General features: G+C 64.9%; 15 protein-coding genes. 6 read left to right on the top strand and 9 right to left on the bottom strand.

Annotated features, from left to right (window positions below):
* Positions 1–3: 3 nt before the first annotated feature.
* Positions 4–1,203, top strand: a complete 1,200-nt coding sequence (locus ACSR1C_RS08195; RefSeq protein WP_460258663.1) for a DegT/DnrJ/EryC1/StrS family aminotransferase — start codon at positions 4–6, stop codon at positions 1,201–1,203.
* Between the two features lie 67 nt (positions 1,204–1,270).
* Here ACSR1C_RS08195 and ACSR1C_RS08190 read toward each other — a convergent pair whose 3' ends face one another.
* Positions 1,271–2,245: a LysR family transcriptional regulator gene (locus ACSR1C_RS08190; protein ID WP_460258664.1), complete on the bottom strand. Its 975-nt coding sequence runs from the start codon at positions 2,243–2,245 to the stop codon at positions 1,271–1,273.
* An 88-nt stretch (positions 2,246–2,333) separates the two neighbouring features.
* On the opposite strand from ACSR1C_RS08190, the gene ACSR1C_RS08185 reads away from it, so the two are divergent.
* Positions 2,334–2,747 carry a GFA family protein gene (locus ACSR1C_RS08185; RefSeq protein WP_460258665.1) on the top strand — a complete coding sequence of 138 codons (414 nt, stop codon included), beginning with the start codon at positions 2,334–2,336 and terminating at the stop codon, positions 2,745–2,747.
* 48 nt (positions 2,748–2,795) lie between these two features.
* Here ACSR1C_RS08185 and phaR read toward each other — a convergent pair whose 3' ends face one another.
* The 3 genes from phaR to ACSR1C_RS08170 all read right to left on the bottom strand — a co-directional run bounded on the left by phaR (position 2,796) and on the right by ACSR1C_RS08170 (position 5,869).
* The gene (gene phaR / locus ACSR1C_RS08180) at positions 2,796–3,356 is read right to left on the bottom strand and encodes a polyhydroxyalkanoate synthesis repressor PhaR (RefSeq protein WP_460258666.1); all 561 of its coding nucleotides are present in this window, start codon (positions 3,354–3,356) and stop codon (positions 2,796–2,798) included.
* Between the two features lie 139 nt (positions 3,357–3,495).
* The gene (locus tag ACSR1C_RS08175; RefSeq protein WP_460258667.1) at positions 3,496–3,945 is read right to left on the bottom strand and encodes a phasin family protein; all 450 of its coding nucleotides are present in this window, start codon (positions 3,943–3,945) and stop codon (positions 3,496–3,498) included.
* A 139-nt stretch (positions 3,946–4,084) separates the two neighbouring features.
* Positions 4,085–5,869 carry a PHA/PHB synthase family protein gene (locus ACSR1C_RS08170; protein ID WP_460258668.1) on the bottom strand — a complete coding sequence of 595 codons (1,785 nt, stop codon included), beginning with the start codon at positions 5,867–5,869 and terminating at the stop codon, positions 4,085–4,087.
* Between the two features lie 105 nt (positions 5,870–5,974).
* Between ACSR1C_RS08170 and phaZ the strand changes: the two genes are divergently transcribed.
* Positions 5,975–7,243 carry a polyhydroxyalkanoate depolymerase gene (gene phaZ / locus ACSR1C_RS08165; RefSeq protein ID WP_460258669.1) on the top strand — a complete coding sequence of 423 codons (1,269 nt, stop codon included), beginning with the start codon at positions 5,975–5,977 and terminating at the stop codon, positions 7,241–7,243.
* A gap of 7 nt (positions 7,244–7,250) precedes the next feature.
* Here the strand turns inward: phaZ and ACSR1C_RS08160 are convergent, their stop codons facing one another.
* The 4 genes from ACSR1C_RS08160 to ACSR1C_RS08145 form a co-directional block, all read right to left on the bottom strand.
* On the bottom strand, positions 7,251–7,961 hold the full coding sequence (locus ACSR1C_RS08160; protein ID WP_460258670.1) for an alpha/beta fold hydrolase: 711 nt from the start codon (positions 7,959–7,961) through the stop codon (positions 7,251–7,253).
* A gap of 130 nt (positions 7,962–8,091) precedes the next feature.
* Positions 8,092–9,681, bottom strand: a complete 1,590-nt coding sequence (locus tag ACSR1C_RS08155) for a hypothetical protein (protein WP_460258671.1) — start codon at positions 9,679–9,681, stop codon at positions 8,092–8,094.
* A gap of 79 nt (positions 9,682–9,760) precedes the next feature.
* On the bottom strand, positions 9,761–11,356 hold the full coding sequence (locus ACSR1C_RS08150) for an alkaline phosphatase PhoX (RefSeq protein ID WP_460258672.1): 1,596 nt from the start codon (positions 11,354–11,356) through the stop codon (positions 9,761–9,763).
* A 165-nt stretch (positions 11,357–11,521) separates the two neighbouring features.
* Positions 11,522–12,274: an alpha/beta fold hydrolase gene (locus tag ACSR1C_RS08145; RefSeq protein ID WP_460258673.1), complete on the bottom strand. Its 753-nt coding sequence runs from the start codon at positions 12,272–12,274 to the stop codon at positions 11,522–11,524.
* 156 nt (positions 12,275–12,430) lie between these two features.
* Here ACSR1C_RS08145 and ACSR1C_RS08140 point away from each other — a divergent pair, with 156 nt between their 5' ends.
* Positions 12,431–13,540 (top strand): pyridoxal phosphate-dependent aminotransferase, encoded by a 1,110-nt coding sequence (locus ACSR1C_RS08140; RefSeq protein ID WP_460258674.1) that lies wholly within the window; start codon positions 12,431–12,433, stop codon positions 13,538–13,540.
* A gap of 16 nt (positions 13,541–13,556) precedes the next feature.
* On the opposite strand, the gene ACSR1C_RS08135 is transcribed toward ACSR1C_RS08140, so the two are convergent.
* Entirely contained in the window at positions 13,557–14,756 is a 1,200-nt protein-coding gene (locus tag ACSR1C_RS08135; protein WP_460258675.1) for a pyridoxal-phosphate-dependent aminotransferase family protein, read from the bottom strand.
* A 125-nt stretch (positions 14,757–14,881) separates the two neighbouring features.
* Between ACSR1C_RS08135 and ACSR1C_RS08130 the strand changes: the two genes are divergently transcribed.
* Both ACSR1C_RS08130 and ACSR1C_RS08125 read left to right on the top strand, forming a co-directional pair.
* Complete coding sequence (locus ACSR1C_RS08130) at positions 14,882–15,574, top strand: phosphatase domain-containing protein (protein WP_460258676.1); 693 nt, start codon at positions 14,882–14,884, stop codon at positions 15,572–15,574.
* Complete coding sequence (locus tag ACSR1C_RS08125; RefSeq protein WP_460258677.1) at positions 15,567–17,357, top strand: ABC transporter ATP-binding protein; 1,791 nt, start codon at positions 15,567–15,569, stop codon at positions 17,355–17,357. The genes ACSR1C_RS08130 and ACSR1C_RS08125 overlap by 8 nt, the downstream gene beginning before the upstream one ends.
* Positions 17,358–17,423: the final 66 nt, after the last annotated feature.

Genomic DNA, 17,423 nt, shown 5'->3' with positions numbered 1-17,423 from the left:
GTGATGGCCCTCGCCCCCAACGTCTACGACGCCGAGCCGATCCCCGACGCCGCCCGGGCCGAGATTGAGCGCCTGCTCGTCAGCGGCGATCTGTTCCGCTATACCGCGCCGGAAAACGCGCCGGTCGCGCTGCTGGAACAGGAATTCGCCGACTTCATGGGCGCGCGGTTCGCGCTGGCGGTGGCGTCCTGTTCGGCCGCGCTGTTCCTGTCGCTCAAGACCCTCGGGCTGCCGCGCGGGGCCAAGGTTCTGGTTCCGGCCTTCACCTTCGCCGCCGTGCCGTCGGCCATCGTTCATGCCGATTGCCAGCCGGTGCTGGTCGAGGTCGGCGCGAACTACCGCATCGACATCGCCGATTTCGAGGCTAGGCTGACCGACGATATCGGCGCGGTCATCATCAGCCACATGCGCGGCCACACCTCTGACATGGATGCGATCCTGGCGCTGGCCGATGCGCGCGGCGTGCCGGTGATCGAGGATGCGGCGCATTCGCTGGGTACGCTCTGGCACGGCAAGAAGATCGGCACGCTGGGCAAGATCGGCTGTTTTTCATTCCAGTCCTACAAAATGATCAACGCGGGCGAAGGGGGCATCCTGATCACCGACGACGCCGATATCATCGCCCAGGCGATCATCATGTCCGGCGCTTATGAGCATAACTGGAAGAAACACCCGGTGGTGCATGACCGCTTTGCCTTCTGGCAAAACAAACTGCCGCTTTACAACACGCGGATGCAGAACCTCAGCGCCGCGGTGATCCGGCCGCAACTGGCCGAGGTGCCGCGCCGGGTACGCGACGGGCGCGCCAATCACGATTATGTGGCGGGGCTGCTGAACGAAACGCCCTGGCTGCATGTGCCCGATCCCCTGCTGCCCGAAACCCGCGCACCGGATTCGATCCAGTTCAATCTGATGGGGTTTGAAACCGACGCCGAGGCCCGCGCCTTTCAGGATGCGGCCAAGGTCCGGGGTATCGCCGTGCAGGTCTTCGGCCTGTCGGCCGACAATGCACGCGCCTTCTGGAACTGGAAGTTCATCGACGGCGAAACCCCCGATCTGCCGCAGACCCGCGCCATGCTGATGCGCGCCTGCGACATGCGCCTGCCGGCGCGGCTGACCCGCGACGAACTGGATTTCATCGCCGACGCGCTGATCCTAGCCGCCGAGGATGTGAAGGGCGAAACCCGCGCCTACGGCACCTGAACGCCCGGCGCGCACAGAGATTCCGAGCCTCCGGCGGGGATATTTTCGCGAAAAAGAAGCGGCCGGGTTACAGCACGGTCAGCGCGCCCTGCAGCCAGGGCATCTGCGCCGTGGCGGGCGAGACGATCAGATCCGCCAAGAGCGGCCGCAACCGCAGCGCCACCCGCGCCGGCATGTCCTGCAACACGCCCGCGCGGGCACATAGCGAAATCCGGCGCGACAGCGGCGCGAAGGGCAGCGGCAACAGCGTCACCTGATCGTGGAACCGCTGCGCGCGCAGATAGCCCAGCGGCGTCAGAATGGTCCAGCCCGCGCCGCCCGCCACCATCGCCAGAATCGCGTGATAGCTGTCCAACTCGAACCGATGCGCAAGTGTCAGGTGCTGACGTGCCAGATGCGCGTCGATCTGACGGCCCATGTGATGGCGCAGCGTGTACTGGATCAGCGGCAGCGTCTGAAGCCGGGCCAGCACATCGCCGCTGCCCGCCGTGCCGTCGATCAGCCCGGTGGGCACGGCCGCGACAAAGGGTTCCTCCAGCAGCGGGTGCATTTCCATCCAATCGGCGGTGGCGCCCATGTCGGCGGCCACGATCACGTCCAGCGCGCGCGTATCCAGAAGGTCGAACAGCCGGTGGCTGGCGCCGGTTTCCAGCAGGAACTGACAGGTTTTCAGTTCTTCGGCCATGTCGCCCAGAAGGCGCGGCGTCACGTCGGCGTCGAAATCCTCGATCATGCCGAGGCGGAAATCGGTCAGCGCCGACAGATCATGCGCCGCCACCTCGGCGCGGGCCTGCTGCGCCTCGGCCAGGATGGTGCGGGCGCGGCGGCGAAACATCTGCCCCGCCGGGGTCAGCGCCACCGGTCGCGTACTGCGATCCATCAGCGCGCCGCCCAACGCGGCCTCAAGCCCGGTGATCTGCTGGCTGATCCCCGACGGACTGACCCCCAACCGGCGCGCCGCGGCCGAGACCGAGCCCTCATCGGCGGTGGCAACGAAGGCCTCGATCCCCAACAGGGTGATACGGCCGGACGGCTGGACCATGTGCTGCGTCTCTCTCATACTGCCGGGCAACGGTAGGGCGAATGGCCGCCCTGCGCAACGCGCAGCACCACAAACGAAGGGATTCATCATGCAGACGGAAACCGGGCATTGCCTGTGCGGCGCGGTGCGCTTCGCGTTCGACCCGGCGCGGGTCAACTGGCGGGGCATCTGCCACTGCGAAAGCTGCCAGCGCGCCACCTCTTCACCGATGACCGGCTTTCTCGGCGTGGCCGATGGCGGCTGGCGCTGGACCGGGGCCGCGCCTGCGGTCTATCGCTCGTCCCCCGGGGTCGAGCGGCGGTTTTGCCCGACCTGCGGCACGCCGATATCCTATTGTTCGGCGCGCTGGCCGGGCGAGATGCATTTCCATGCCGCCTGTCTGGACGACCCCGCCGGTTTCAGGCCCGAGTTCCATGTTTTCTGCCGCGAGGCGCTGCCCTGGGCGCCGATTTGTGACGACCTGCCGCAATATTCGCAAAGCACGGATGGCGGCGCCGACTGACCCGGCCGGGCCCTTGTCACACAGACGGGCCCAACCGGAAACGGTGGTTCATTCGCCCAGCTTGGACAGTTTCGACTGAAGCTCGGCCAGTTGTTTCTTGATCTCGTCCAGATCGTCACTGTCGGCATTGCCGTCGTCGTCCTCGGGCGTGATCCCGGTCGAGGCGCCAGGCCAGCCGCCCATCAGCGCCTTCAAAAACGCCTGCTGCTGTTTTTGCATCGCGTCGAAGCCCGGCATCGTCGCGATCGGCGGCGGCAACGTCCCGAGGTTTTCCATCATCTTGGACTGGCCGTCGCGCAGCATCTCGAAGCTCATCGCCAGGAATTGCGGGACAACGCTTTGCGCCTGGGTGGTATAGCCACGCACCAGATCGGTCAGCACATTGATCGGCAGCATGTTCTCGCCGCGGCTTTCATGTTCCGCGATGATCTGCAGCAGATACTGGCGCGTCAGGTCGTCGCCGCTTTTGAGATCAATGATCTGCACTTCGCGTCCGCCACGGATGAACCGCGCGATATCTTCCAGCGTCACATAGTCGCTGGTTTCGGTATTATAGAGTCGCCGACTGGCATAGCGCTTAATCAGCAGCGGTTTCACATCGTCCGTCACCAGCAAACCTCCCCGTTTGAGCCATTTCTGCGGCAGCACAAAAAAGCTTAGGCGCACTCGGATCAAAAAGAAAGGGCGGGCTGTTAAGCCCGCCCCACGCGATCACATCGATCGGGAGGAGATCGACGCGAATGCCGGATCACTTGGCCGCGGCGGTTGCCTTCTTGGCAGCAGCGGTGGCCTCGTCGGTAGCCTTCTTGACGACGGCGGACGCCTCTTCCGAGATGTCCTTGCCGGCGGAGAGCATCAGCTCGACGGTTTCCATCTGCACCTTCTTGGCGACCTCGGCGAAGGCGGCCATGTTTTCAGCGGCCATTTCGGCAGAGGCAGAGGCGAAGTCGGTCAGCGCCTTGGTGTAGTCGGTCGGCTCGGACTTGACGGTGGTCACGTCACCCATCTTGGCCAGCGCTTCCTTGGTCCATTTCGAAGAAATGTCTGCGGACTTGCTTGCGGCGTCGAGCGCAACCTTGGACATTTTCTCACCCAGCGCGGCCGAGGTCTTGAACGCGTCCTGAGCTGCGGACATGTCGACCGGGAACGAGCCCATCATGTCCTGCATCATCTTCGAGAAATCTTGTGCGGTCGCCATTTCAATACTCCTTGAAATTTTCGGCTGGGGCGGGGCACCCCGTTTCGTCTTATTCAATAACATACATGCTGCAGTGCAGCATTGCAAGTGAAGATGCTGCGACACAGCGACCTTTCCGGTTGAACGACGAAGACCGGGATCACTTCGGAAGGACGTAAGTCCCCGGTGCCTTGGCCAGCGACGGATGACTGGTATCGCCCGGCGCGCGCGCGGGTACCTGCCGGCCGGATTGCTTTTTCAACCAGGCCCCCCAGCGCGGCCACCACGACCCCTCGTGGAAGGTGGCCCCGGCCTGCCAGTTGTCGGCATCCGTCATCGGGCCATTATTGGTGTAATGGCCGTATTTCATTTTGCTGGGCGGGTTTATCACCCCTGCGACATGACCGCTTTCGGACAGGATGAAGGTCTTGCTGCGGCTGCCCATCTGACGGATCCCGTCAAAACTGGACCTCCAGGCGGCGATATGATCGGTCTCGCAGGCAATCGCGCAGATCGGCAGTTTGATGTCCTTCAGCGTTGGATTCTCATCCAGGATCTGGAACGTGCCCTTGGCAAGCTGATCCTCCTGACACAGTTTGCGCAGATACTCGACCGCCATCCGCGCCGGCAGGTTGGTGCTGTCGCCGTTCCAATAAAGCAGATCGAAGGCCGGGGGCGACTCGCCCATCATGTAGCTGCGGATCGCCGGGCGATAGACCAGATCGTTGGATCGCAGAAAGCTGAAGGTGCGCGACATGAAAAAGGAATCGAGGATCCCCTTCTCGGTCACCTCGCGTTCGATCCCATCCACGAAATCATCGGTCAGGAACACGCCGATTTCGCCCTGATCGGAAAAGTCGGTCAGCGCGGTGAAGAAGGTCGCGGATTTCACCGATGTGTCGCCACGCTTTTGCAACAGGCCCAGGGTGATCGACAGCGTGGTGCCCGCGATGCAATAGCCGACCGCATTCACCTTTTCCTCGCCGGTGATCTTCTTCACCTCGTTGATCGCGGTCAGGTATCCCTCTTCGATATAGGTATCCATGCCCACGTCGGCATAGGACGCGTCGGGGTTCACCCAACTGACCACGAACAGCGTGAAGCCCTGATCGACGATCCATTTGATCAGCGAGTTCTTGGGTTTCAGGTCCATGATGTAGAACTTGTTGATCCAGGGCGGAAAGATGATCAGCGGCGTGGCGTGGACCGTCTCGGTGCTGGGGGCGTATTGGATCAGCTCGAACATGCGGTTGCGGTACACCACCTCGCCCGGCGTGGTGGCCAGGTTCTCGCCCACCCGGAAGGCCTCCTTGTCGGCCAGCGTGACCAGCAGCTCACCCTGATTGGCCTCGATGTCGCGCACCAGGTTTTCCATCCCCCGGACCAGCGACTCGCCCTCGGTCTCGACCGCGCGGGCCAGCGCCTCGGGGTTGGTGCCCAGAAAATTCGCCGGCGACATCATGTCGATGATCTGCTGCGAGAAATAGTCGAGCCGCTGGCGGTCCTTCGGCGCCAGCCCCTCGATACCGCTGACCGCGTCCTGCAATGCCTCGACCGAGTTCAGATACTGCCGTTTGACATAGTTGAAATAGGGGTGCGTCTGCCACAGATCGTCGGCAAAGCGCGGGTCATTCGGGCTGGTATCGGGCGGCACCGTCAGCTTGCCGGTGGCCAGCGCCTCCTGCGCCTCGATGAAATGTTTCAGGGTCTTGCCCCAATAGGTCACCTGCTGCTCGAACAGTTTCGAGGGGTGCTGCATGATCTGGGCCATATAGGCGGTGCCCGCCTTCATCATCAGATCCTGCCCCGGGCCCTGCAGGTTCGGCTCCATCTTGCGCTTGTTCGACAGCGCCGTCACCAGACGCTCGGACAGGGACTCGACCTTTGCCAGATTTTCGTTCAGCCGGTCCAGATCTGCTGCCTTTTCCACTTCTTCAGTTGTCATGCGCAAAAATCCCCCCTATCTTTCGCACCCGCAGCATCGATATTTCGATCCGCGCGGTTCGACTGAGACTATAACCGGGCGAGTTCCGATGCAAAGGAGTGACGCATGAAAAACATCGCGACGTATGACCTCATGGAAAGCATCCGGAACACCAATCAGTGGCTGGGTGCCTCGGCTTTTGCGCTGGGATCCTACCCGATCACCGGGATGCTGCCCAACCCGTTCTTTCAGATGGTCGCCGCATGGGGCCAGGTGACCGAGCGCAGCTTTGCCCGCATGGTCGCCAAACCCGACTGGAACATCCACACCGTCGTCGGCGCCGATGGCCGCGACCACCTGGTCAGCGTCGAATGCGAGATGAAGCGCCCGTTTGGCGATCTGATCCGGTTCCGCGTGCATGGCCGCCAGACCAAGAAGCGCAAGATCCTGCTGGTCGCGCCGATGTCGGGCCACTATGCCACGCTGCTGCGCTCGACCGCGGCCAGCCTGCTGCCCGATTGCGAGCTGTATGTGACCGACTGGCATAACGCGCGTGATATCCCGGTATCCGAAGGCAAGTTCGATATCGAGGATTACACCCTCTATCTTGTCGATTTCATGAAACATCTCGGGCCCGATACCAATGTTATCGCCGTGTGCCAGCCCGCGCCGCTGGCGCTGGCCGCGACCGCCTATCTGGCCGAGGAAGACCCCGCCACGCAGCCGCGCACCCTGACCCTGATCGGCGGCCCGATCGACCCCGACGCCGCCGCCACCGACGTCACCGATTTCGGCAGCCGGATCACCATGGGCCAGCTTGAACAGCTTGCCATCCAGCGCGTCGGTTTCAAATATGCCGGCGTCGGTCGGCTGGTCTATCCCGGGCTGCTGCAACTGGCCTCGTTCATCTCGATGAATGCCGACCGCCACAGTGACGCCTTCCGCGAGCAGATCATGCGGGTCGCCAACAATGAGGCGGGCGAGCATGACAAGCACAACCGCTTTTATGACGAATACCTTGCGGTGATGGACATGACCGCGGAATTCTATCTGTCCACCGTCGAGCGGATCTTCAAAGGGCTGGAAATCGCCGAGAACCGCTTTGTCGTGAACGGCAAGCAGGTCGATATCGGCAAGATCACCGATGTGGCGGTGAAAACCGTTGAAGGCGCCAACGACGACATCTCGGCGCCCGGCCAATGCGTCGCCGCGCTGGACCTGTGCACCGGCCTGGCCGACAGCAAGAAGGCCAACCACCTGGAACCGGGCGCAGGCCATTACGGCATCTTCGCCGGCAAAAGCTGGCGCAACAACATCCGGCCGCTGGTACTCGATTTCATTGACGCCAATGCGGGCGAACCCGACGCCAACATCACCCGGCTGACATCGGTCTGAACCCGGCTCAGACCAGACGGTACGGGGCGGCGAGCCAATCGCGCATCGCCGCCGTGACCGCATCCGGCGCTTCCAGCAGCGGCATATGCCCGGCCGCGTCGATCACCGACAGCGTGGCATTCGGGATCAGTTCGGCCATGAATTCATGGCGCCGGGGCGGGGTCAGCGTGTCATGCGCGCCGCACAGCACCAACACCGGCGCGCGCAACTGGCGCAGCACCTTCTGCTGATCGGGGCGGCGCTGCATGGCGCGCGACTGATGCACGAACACCTCGGGGCCCAGCGTCTGGGCCATTTCCGTCAGCGCCGCCTGCACCGCCATCCGGCCCGGCCCCGGCGCCAGGCTGCTGCCGGGCAGCTCGGCACGGATCGCCTCGTCCAGCCGCCCGGCACGGGCGCCGACGATCCGCTCTTCGCGCGCGGCGGCCTCCTGCGGGGTTTCGGCCAGCGGCGTGCAGGACATCAGCGCGATCCGCGTCACCCGGTCGGGCGCCTGACGCAGAACATCCATCGCCACCGCCGCCCCCATGCCGTGACCGGCCAGCGCGAACCGCTCGGGCGCGCCGTCCAGCACCCCGCGCGCCATCGCCGCGATCGAGCCCGCGTCGCACAGCGCCGCGATCTGCACCGCGCGGGTACCGTTGAAGGCCAGTATCTGGTCGGAAAACACCCGCGCATCGCACATCATGCCGGGCAGCAACAGCAATGTTTCAGCCATGCCGATCATGCCCACCGCAGCACGGCCTGCCTGTCATCGCGCCTGATCCTTCTGCCTGCCTGTGCCACCCGAAACGGGGCGTGCCAGGTTTCCCGACACGCCCCGAAACCCTAGCAGTCCGCAACGGCCCTTACCACTCCAGGCGGTTGTCATGGCTATATTGCTTGTCGCGCGGCAGGGTCGGCGCGGTGGCGCTGTCGATGCTGGAATGCACGTTCCTGGGCGGCGTCACCGTGGCGTCGCGCCCGAAGATAAAGCTCTGCTCGGCCGTGATCACCCGGTAGGCCTTGTTCAGCTTCAGCGCCCGTTCGCGCGACGGGGCGATCAGCTCATAAACCGTGGCCGCCCGCACCTTTTCGGTGTTCACGCTGCCATCGGCATTGAACCAGCGCGCGATCATCTCGTCGTTGGACCGGAACTCGTCGCCACCGCCGACGCGGGTGAAATACTGCTCGATCTCGCCGATCTGCTGGCCCTTGCTGGGCACGTCGCGCATGGCGCGATAATCGATATAGCCCCAGCCCGCGACCCCGGCCACCTTGCGCGGGAAGGCCCAGGTCTGATCCAGCACGGCACCGGCGGTGGTATGGCAGCCCTTGCAAAAGAACTGCTCTTCGCGGGTTTGCGGGCGCAGCGCGCCATCCGCATCCTCGATGAAGCCCAGCAACAGCCAGCCCATGCCGGTGTCCATCCCCAGATCGCCCACGTCGATATAGCGCGGCAGGTTCTCGTCCTTCTTCTCCTGCCGCTCATTGTCATAGGCGGTGCGCAGCTCGGCCTCGGTCATGTCCACCGTCTTGCGCATATAGCGCAACTCTTTCATATGCGGCGGGGTGACGATCGTGTCCCCCTCCAGCCCGACATAGCGGACCGAATGCAGAAACTCGGTCCCCTGGGGATAGCGCATCCGGTTCACCGCCTGCTCTGCGGCACCGCCGACATAAGTCGCGCGCCGCTTGATCACGCCGGTCACGCCCAACGCACCGTCGCCGTCCAGATCGACGCCAAGCGCGGCCTCGTCCACCGGCGGCACGGTGGTCTGCGCATAATCCTGAAACGCGATTTCCAGCAGGCCCAGATTGGCGATATAGGCATCGCGGCTGTCACGGAACGCTTCGGGCAACCGGATCAGCACATCGTCGGTCGAGCCATTGGTGGGCCAGAAGGTCGACGGCTGCGGCTTGTAGTTGAAGGCCACCCAGCCCGAGCCGTCCTTTGCGATGCCGATCTCGTCGAACGCGGCGGCGCCCTGCCCGTATCCGGCCAGATCGGGCACATAGCCGCCCCAGCCCTGCGCGGTCAGCCGCTCGGCCAGCGGCGCGTAATTGTCTGTGTTGATATAGTCCAGAATTTCATCATCGGAAATCGCCGCCACATCGGCGGTGCGATCCACGAACAGGTTGACCCAGTGATTGGTCAGCGCCGCGTCCGAGAAATTGTAAGCCTCCTGCAACGCGCCGTCATACATGTAATTCGGGCGCGCATCATCGTCATAGGTCTGATGGCAGACATAACAGGGGTTATACTTCCCCTCGATCGACGTATAGCACTGCGGCGGGATCACCCCTTCGACATTGTAGAACCGGCCGGCCTGCTCGACCGCTTGCGAGGTCGGGCGCAGCGCCATCAACTGTTCGGCGGTCAGGGTGGCCAGATCGTCACTGGCAAAGGCGGGGGTGCCGGTCAGCAGGGCGGCGGCAATCCAGACAGGGCGGGTCATGGCAATCTCCGAAGGGTCAGGCGGAAAGACAAAGGGGCGCAGGCATCGGCCCGCGCCCCTGTTCGGTTTACGAGCCAGATTACATCTGGGCCGAGGTCCAGAGCCACAGCATGTTATTCTCGTGGTTGCCGGTGTCCTCGCCAATAACCACGCGACCGTCGTTCAGCACGGCGATGTTGTCGGGGTTCGAGATGCTGTCGACCGAGCAGGCATTCGGGGCGTTGTTCTTGTCATAGCCCATGCCCGCCGCGATCGGCACCATATTGGTGATCGAATATGCGTCGTCATAGGCCATCTGATAGACCACGCCGCACTTGTTCTCGCCAACCTGGATGTCACCCTTGTCGTCGGCCATACCCTTGGCCACTTCCGACATCGCCATATAGACGTAGGGGGCGGTGCCGTCGGCCATGGCCTTGTGGTTGCCCATCACGCCTTCCATCTTGCGGAATTCGGCAGTGGCACCCTTGGCGGCGGCGGCACGGCGGCTTTCCAGAAACGCCACGCGGTCGTCGGCGGCTTTGCCTTCGGCCCATGCGGCGACATCTTCGTCGCTGATGAAGGCGGTCTGACCTTCGACATAATCGGCCTTGGTCTTGCCGTCATAGTCGCGCACCCAGGCGTTGATCTGATCGTTGCTGGCGTGGGCCAGTTCGATCCACTCCACGTCGAACCCGGCTTCGCCAGCGGCGGTGCCTGCGGCGGCGGTCTGGGTCATCTTGCCGGCATAAAGCGTGCCGGCGGTCAGGTCGGCGGCCACATCGGCCACGAACTTGAAGAACACCACATCGGTGCCGTCATCCGACAGATAGACGGTTTTCTGGTCGGGCATCACGAACGAATTTTCGTGGCTGAACCGGCCCAGGGCCATCTGCTTGACCGGGGCGGCGGCGCCGGTGGGATCGGTGATCTCGACGATATAGCCATAGTCATAGGGGTTGCCGTATTCGCCCAGATAAGCCTCGACCGCCTCGGCATCCTTGATGTCTTCGAAGGCCGGGTTGATCCACTGCGCGGTCTCGTCGAAATACAGCTCTTCCGAGGTCAGCGGGGTATTCCAGGGCGACACCGAGCCAAAGCAGTTCACCCAGGTGCCACGCACGCCGGTGAAATCCAGCATCTTGACGTCCTCGGCATCGACCAGCCAGCGGCCGGCGTCCTTCTTCAGCTTCATGCGGGACATGCCGCCGGGGCGATCTTCCCAGTTGGTGAACAGATAGCCTTCGCCAGCGCCAGTCTTGATGAAGCCGTTGAAATCCGGGTCGTTCGAGGATTTCATGATCGAACCGTCGGCGGCGATGATCGCGCCCAGGCCACCGGGGACCGTTTCGGCGAAATCGCCCTGCTGCGCCAGAACCTGATACTGGCCCAGTGCGGTCTTGACGGTCTGCTTGTCATAAGCGGCGGTCGGCGTCGGCGAGGCCTCGAATTTTTCCGGCAGGCCGTTGAAATCGGCGTCGACGACGATGCCCACGGTGGCCTTGTTGAACGGGCCGGTGATCGCGGTCGAGGGGTGCTGCAGGTTGAAGAAGAAGTCGCCCTCTTCGGTCAGGTGCATGCCCGTGATCTCGGCGCCCACCGGCACAGAGGCCAGGCGGGTCAGGTCGGCGGCGGCAGAGGTTGCCAGCATCGGCGTGGCAACGACAAGCGCAAGAAGGGAGGTGGCTGTTTTCATGGCTGATCCTTCGGTTTGCGGCGCAGCCCCCCGGTGATTCAGGCGGCGCGCTCGGACCCCGTTCATTTGCCCTTGGAACATGACAGTAACGTAAAGCTTCGCGCCTCAATCCACATTTGTCGCCCCCCCGAACCGCGGCAGAATGGCGCGGGTGGCAGCGGCCCCCTATGTGCCCTGCCGGGCCAGCACCTCGTCTATGCCGGCCTCGATCAGCGCCAGGCAGTCGGGGGTGGAAAAGCGGTGATCGGCGCCTTTCACAAGGGTCAGCCGCACATCGTCGCCGTCGATATGGTCCAACAGCCGCAGCGCGACCGACATATCCACATCCGCATCCGCCGTGCCCTGCAACAGGCGCACCGGAAACGGCAGCGGCAGCGGGGCGCGCAGCACCAACTGGTCGCGCCCCTCCTCGATCAGGCGGCGGGTGATGATATAGGGACCGTCGTCATAGTCGGAAGGCAGTGCCACCTGACCGGTCTGCGCCAGTTCGGCCTTTTGCACGGCGCTGAACCCGGCCCACATGCTGTCTTCGGTAAAGTCCGGCGCGGCGGCGATGCCGACCAGCCCGGCCACCCGGTCGGGCATGGCGCGGGCCACCAGAAGCGAAATCCACCCGCCCATGCTGGATCCGACCAGGATCTGCGGCCCTGTGGTCAGCATCGTGATCGCCGCCATCGCATCCCCCGCCCAGTCGCCGATGCAGCCTTCGGTGAACGCGCCCGAGGATTGCCCGTGCCCCGAATAGTCGAAGCGCAGAAAGGCCCGGCCGCGCGCCTGCGCCCAGGCCTCCAGATGCACCGCCTTGGTGCCCTGCATGTCGGATTTGAACCCGCCCAGAAACACCACGCCGGGCCCGTCCCCCGCGCTTTGGTGATAGGCAATGCGGCGGCCGGCGGGGGTGGTCAGGGTGCGTGGCATGGGGGGCTCCTTCGTGGTTTGGCGCAGGATACGCGGGGCCGTCCCGATGCGGAAAGGGCTTTCTGCGCGCCGGTTTGATCCGGCGGGGATATTGGGGAAAAGATGAAGGGGGGCACCCCTTGCCGCCCGGCGCGGTTTCGTGGTCTTGTCCGCGCCATGACTGGACCCCGCTTTACCGATCTGATCGCCGGGCTGCCTTCGACGGCACCCTTTGTCGGCCCCGAAACCCAGGAACGGGAGCGGGGCCGCCGCTTTCGCGCACGGCTTGGTGCCAATGAAAACCTGTTCGGCCCCTCGCCCCGCGCGGTCGACGCGATGTGCCGCGCGGCGGCTGAAAGCTGGATGTACGGCGATGCGCAAAGCTGGAACCTGCGCCAGGCGCTGGCCGCGCATCTGGGCGCGCGCATGGAAAATACCGTGATCGGCGGCGGGATCGACGGGCTGTTGGGCTCGCTGGTGCGGCTGCTGATCGAACCGGGCGATGCGGTGGTAACGTCGGCGGGCGGCTATCCGACCTTCAACTATCATGTCACCGGCCATGGCGGCGTGCTGCACAAGGTCCCGCTGCGCGGTGATCACGAAGACCCCGAGGCGCTGATCGCCAAGGCGCGCGCGGTCGGTGCCAAGCTGATCTATATCGCCAATCCCGACAATCCGATGGGCAGCTGGCATAGCGCTGCGCGGATTCAGGCGATGATTGATGCGGTGCCCGCAGGCAGCCTGCTGGTGCTGGACGAGGCCTATGTCGAATTCGCCCCCGAAGGCACCGCGCCGCCGATTGATGCGGATGATCCGCGGGTAATCCGGATGCGGACCTTTTCCAAGGCCTACGGGCTGGCGGGCGCGCGGGTGGGCTATGCGGTGGGGGCGGCGGCGCTGATCGCGGCCTTCGACAAGGTGCGCGATCATTTCGGCCTGTCGCGCGTCAGCCAGGCCGGGGCGCTGGCCGCGCTGGCGGATCAGGACTGGCTGCGCGACGTGCAGGGCCGGGTCGTGGCGGCGCGCGCCCGGCTGGCCCGGATCGCGCGCAACAATGGGCTGATGCCGCTGCCCTCGGCCACCAATTTCGTGACCATGGATTGCGGCGCGGATGGCGCATTCGCCCGGCGCGTTCTGGCCGAACTGGGCGCGCGCGACGTGTTCGTGCGGATGCCCTTCGTGGTGCCCGGCGACCGCTGCATCCGCGTCACCGCCGGGCCCGAGGCCGAAATGGACATCTTCGCCGCTGAACTGCCCAAGGCGCTGGCCGCCGCGCGCGGGGCCTGACCGGGCCCGCCGCCGCTCAGCCTGCCGCGATCACCGCCGCTGCGGCCTCCAGCGCGCCCTTGGCGTGGGGGATGTCCAGCGCGATCAGGCCGGCCTCGATCGTGCCCAGCATCCCCAGCACCATATGCGCGTTCACATGGCCCATATGGCCGATGCGGAAGAACCCGTGCCAGGCCGGGTCGCCCGCAGGCGCCATGCCCAGCCCGATGCCCAGCGTCACCCCGGCGCGCGTGCTCAGCCAGTCGCGCAGCGCGGTGCCATTGGGCGCGCCGATCCGCACCGCCGTCACCGCATGGGCGCGGTGGGCGGGGTCGGTGATGTTCAGCTCCACCGGGCCGGCCTGGCCCCAGACCTCCAGCGCGGCCCAGATCGTGCGCGCCAGCACCGCGTGACGGGCCAGCGCCCCGGCCACGCCTTCCTCATGCACCAGCATGGTCAGCGCCTCGCGCAGCGCGAACAGGTGATGGGTCGGCGCGGTGCCCCCGAAATACTGATAGAACTCTTCCGGATGGGCACGCGGCACCCAGTCCCAATAGTTGCTGACCAGATCCATCCCGGCGCGCACCGCTTCGGCCTTGTCGTTGAAAAACACAAAGCCCAGCCCCGGTGGCGTCATCAGCCCCTTCTGGCTGCCGGTCACCATCACATCGACGCCCCAGGCGTCCATCTCGAACGCATCGCAGCCCAGCGAGGCGATGCAATCGACCATGTAGAGCGCCGGATGCCCGACCGCGTCGATCGCCGCGCGGATGCCGGCCACGTCATTGCGCACCGAGGTGGAGGTATCCACATGCACGGTCAGCACCGCCTTGAACCCGTGGCCGGTATCGGCGCGCAGCCGATCCTCGACCTGGGCCACATCCACCGGCGCGCGCTTGCCGAATTCGAGGATTTCAACCTCGACCCCCATGCGCCGCGCAATTTCCGCCCAGCCATGACCAAAGCGGCCGGTGGCCAGCACCAGCACCTTGTCGCCGCGCGCGCAGGTATTGGCCAGCGCCGCTTCCCACGCGCCATGGCCGTTGGCGATATAGATCGCCGCATTGTGCCGGGTGCGCGCCACCGCCTTCAGGTCGGGCACGATGCCTGCCACCATATCGACCAGCGCGCCGGCATAGATATTGGGGGCGGGGCGATGCATGGCCTGCAACACCCGGTCGGGCATGACCGAGGGGCCGGGAATGGCAAGATAGGGGCGACCGTGGCTGAGCGGCATGAAACAGATCCTTTCACAAGGGGGCCAATCCCCCTTAGGCCCGCCGGCCGGACGCGTCAATCGCTTGTCAGGACGGCGCATTCGCGATAGACCCCGGCCTTGTTCCGATCCGGCAGAAAGCGCCCATGTTCAACCAGCTCAAGACCCGTCTGGACACTGCCGAGCGCAACCTGCGGCAATCCTTCGGAAACGATTTTTCCTCGGCCCAGGGCCGCCGCGCCGCGTTCTGGCATTTTCAGTTGATGGACCATGCCTTTCTGCGGGTTCTGTGGACCAATCTGGACGAGATCGCGCCGGGGGTCTGGCGCTCGAACCAGCCTTCGCCCAAGCGTCTGCGCCGCTATCACGCGATGGGCATCCGCAGCATCATCACCCTGCGCGGGGATGCGCCGAAAAGTCATCACCTGTTCGAAGTCGAAAGCTGCGAAAACCTGGGCATCACGCTGCACATGATCTCGATCTCGGCGCGCGTGCTGGCGCCGAAGGCGCAGCTTCTGGCGCTGCTCGATCTGTTCGATACGATCGAAAAGCCGTTCCTGATGCATTGCAAATCCGGGGCCGACCGGGCGGGCCTTGCGTCGGCGCTGTATCTGCTGCACGCCGAGGGGCGGCCGGTGACCGAGGCCGCCAGGCAGCTCAGCTTTCGCTATCTGCACCTGAAGAACGACAGCACCGGCATCCTTGATCACATGCTTGACGCCTATGCCGCCGACATCGCGCAACAGCCGATGGCGATCCGCGACTGGATCGAGAGCCGCTATGACCCCAAGGCGCTGACCGCGTCGTTCCAGCAGGCACGGGGGCGCGGCGATGGCTGATCCAGCCGCGACCGAAACGGACACGCCCCGTACGCCGCCCGACAAGGCCTTGTCGCTGACCGGCTGGCTGTGGCGCGACTATCTGCGTCGCCATATCCCGCTGATCGGACTCGCGCTGGTGCTGATGAGCATCGAGGGCAGCATGATGGGCGCGCTCAGCTACATCGTCAAACCGATGTTCGACGAGGTCTTCGTCAACGGCAATCGTGCGGCGGTGGCGCTGGTGGCCGGCGGCATCTTCGCGGTGTTCGTGCTGCGCGCGCTGACCGGCTTTGGCCAGCGCGTTCTGATGGCCCGCATCGGGCAGAAGGTGTCGGCCGCGCTGCAGGGCGATCTGGTGGCGCATATGCTGACCCTCGATACCGCGTGGTTCCAAAAGACCCCGCCGGGCAACCTGATCGAGCGGGTGCGCGGCGATACCGGTGCCGCCGCCGGCATCTGGTCCACCGTGCTGGCCGCCGGCGGGCGCGACGTGATCGCGGCGCTCTCTCTGTTTGCGGTGGCGCTGTCGGTCGACTGGGTCTGGACGCTGATCGCGCTTGCGGGCGTGCCGCTGCTGGTGCTGCCGCTCATGACGCTTCAGCGCTGGGTGCGCAGCACCACCCGCACCGCGCGCGCCGCCGCCGCCGCCATCGCCACCCGGCTGGACGAGATTTTCCACGGCGTCACCACGATCAAGCTGAACCGGATGGAAGCGCGCGAAAGCGGCCGCTTCAACGACACGCTGGCGGGCTTCATCAGCGCGCAAATCCGGTCTGCCGCCGGTCAGGCGGGTATCCCCGCGCTGATCGACGTGGTGGCGGGCCTCGGCTTTCTGGGCGTGCTGTCTTATGGCGGGCTTCAGATCATCGACGGCGAAAAGACCGTGGGCGAATTCATGAGCTTCTTTACCGCCATGGCCCTGGTGTTCGAGCCGCTGCGCCGGATCGGCAACGTTTCCGGGGCGTGGCAGGTCGCGCTGTCCAGCATCGAGCGGCTGCACGAGGTGTTCGAGGCCCAGCCCACCATCCTGTCCCCCGCCCGGCCCCGGCGTCTGAGCTGCGCACCGGGGCAGGCGGATATCGTCCTCGACAACGTGCATCTGGCCTATGACACCGCGCCGGTGCTGCAAGGGCTGTCGCTGACCGCCAAGGCCGGGCAGATGACCGCACTGGTGGGCGCATCGGGCGCGGGCAAGAGCACCGTCTTCAACCTGCTGACCCGGCTGATCGAGCCGCAGCAGGGCACCATCACCCTGGGCGGCATTCCGATCGACCAGATGGCGCTGCCCGATCTGCGCGGCAACTATTCGGTCGTGACCCAGGATGCACAGCTTTTCGACGAAACCCTGCGCGACAATATCCTGCTGGGCCGCACGGACGTATCCGAGTCCCGCCTGCAGGAGGTGCTGGAGGCCGCCCATATCGCTGATTTCCTGCCCAACCTGGCCAACGGGCTGGACAGCCCCTGCGGCCCGCGCGGCAGCAGCCTGTCGGGCGGTCAGCGCCAGCGCGTGGCGATCGCCCGCGCCCTGCTGCGCGACGCGCCGATCCTGCTGCTGGACGAGGCGACCTCGTCGCTGGATGCGAAATCCGAACGGGTGGTGCAGGAAGCGCTGGAGCGGCTTAGCCAGAACCGCACCACGCTGGTCATCGCCCACCGGCTGGCGACCGTGCGCGACGCCGATCTGATCGTGGTGATGGACAAGGGCCAGGTGGTCGAACAAGGCAGCCATGACGCGCTGATCACGCAGGGCGGGGTCTATTCGGGCCTGTACAAACTGCAATTCGCGACAGACGTCTGACCCGCAGGATGGAAGAATTTTCACGAAAATTCTTCGGCCGGAAAAATCTTCGTGAAGATTTTTCCC

This window comes from Actibacterium sp. D185-2 (assembly GCF_054954595.1).
The sequence above is the reverse complement of the archived record's forward strand: the minus strand, read 5'-3'. Positions and strand labels throughout refer to the sequence as shown.